This is a genomic window from Herbidospora mongoliensis, from assembly GCF_001570545.1.
GTDB classification, from domain to species: Bacteria; Actinomycetota; Actinomycetes; order Streptosporangiales; family Streptosporangiaceae; genus Herbidospora; species Herbidospora mongoliensis.
In genome coordinates, this window is sequence record NZ_BBXD01000004.1 from 1 (window position 1) to 1,517 (window position 1,517).

General features: G+C 70.8%; 1 protein-coding gene. It reads right to left on the bottom strand.

Annotated features, from left to right (window positions below; all coding sequences use genetic code 11):
* Positions 1-1,517 (bottom strand): SpnB-like Rossmann fold domain-containing protein (locus tag AW272_RS00035; RefSeq protein ID WP_174551776.1); only part of this gene is annotated, 1,517 nt, incomplete at both ends.

Here is a 1,517-nt window from a genome sequence, read left to right on the forward strand (position 1 = left end):
ATCACCCCACGCGGGCGAAACCCCCACCTGCGGCGCCGAACGAACCAGCCTCGGCACGAAGACCTCACCCGCACGCACGGCCAGCTGCGGCTCACCCGAAGCCACCAACCGCGCCAGCAACCCCTCCGGCAGATCCTCATCGGAATCCACCAGAACGAACCGGCCCGGATTCTCCGCCTGCGCCGAACGCACCAACCCCCACACACCGGATTCGCTCAGTGCGGGTACACCCTCCCCGTTCACGCTGAGGGACCCCCGAGTCATCACGACGAGCGGAACCTTCTCGCCCGCCGATTGCTCCTGGAGACGGCGCAGAACCCGGCCGGTCACTTCCACGGCCGGCCCCGGCTGCTTCGCGACATCCATGAGAGCGAAGGCTTCGACCTGGTCAGGAACAGACAGAGGGAGCCACGAGACCACATACAGCTCATCCGTGGACGCTCCCGCCTGCCGCAGCGCCTCCGGCGAGAGGGGGCGCAATGCGAGCGAACCGACCGTGGCCACCGGGACGCCGAGTTCGTCCGTCGCCACGACGGAGACCGTGTCGTCCCCGATCCAGGTGATCTTCACTCGGAGGTTCGAGACGCCGCGCGCCGAGATACGCACGTCGCTCCAGGCGAAGGGCAGCAGGACCCGTCCCTTGGTCTCGGTCAGCACGGTGCGCAGCGCCGCGTCCAGCAGAGCAGGGTGCAGCACGAACCGTTCGCCGTCACCGGCCTCGTCGGGGAGGACGATCTCCGCGAAGACCGCGTCCTCGCCGCGCCAGGCCCGCCGTACCCCGAGGAATGCGGGGCCGTACCGGTAGCCGAGGTCGCCCAGCCTGTCGTGGAACGCGGTCAGGTCGACGTCGTCACCGCCGGTCGGCGGCCACAGCGGCATCCCGGCGTCGTCGACCGCCGGGAACTCGACGGCCAGCAGCCCGTCCGCATGCACGGTCCATGGCCGGTCTTCGTCCTTGTCGGGGCGTGAATAGATGGTCACGGGTCGGCGTCCGTCCTCGTCGGGCGCGCCGACGAGGACCTGGAGGTCGATGGCTCCGCGTTCGGGCAGGACCAGCGGGGCGGACAAGGTCAGTTCGGCGACTCCGCCGGCTCCCACGTGCTCGGCCGCGTACGAGGCCGCCTCCACGAATGTGGTGCCGGGCACGAGCACCGAGCCCAGGATCGCGTGATCGGCCAGCCACGGGTGGGTGCGCAGGGACAGACGCCCGGTGAACAGCGATTCGTCCCGGCCCGCCATCGTGACGGCGGTGCCGAGCAGCGGGTGGCCGGTCGAGCCGGTTCCCGCCGCGGTGACCTCGGGGTCGATCCAGTGGCGGCGTCGCTGGAAGGGGTAGGTGGGCAGATCGACCTGCTGCGCACCCGTGCCGGCGTACCGCGCCGACCAGTCCACGGAAGCGCCCCGAACGAACACCTCGGCCAACGCCGTCACGAACGACCGGGCCTCATCCCGGTCCCGGCGCGATGTCGCGGCGGCGAAGCCGTCCGGGGCGATGTCGCCGATCAGCGGGGTCAAGG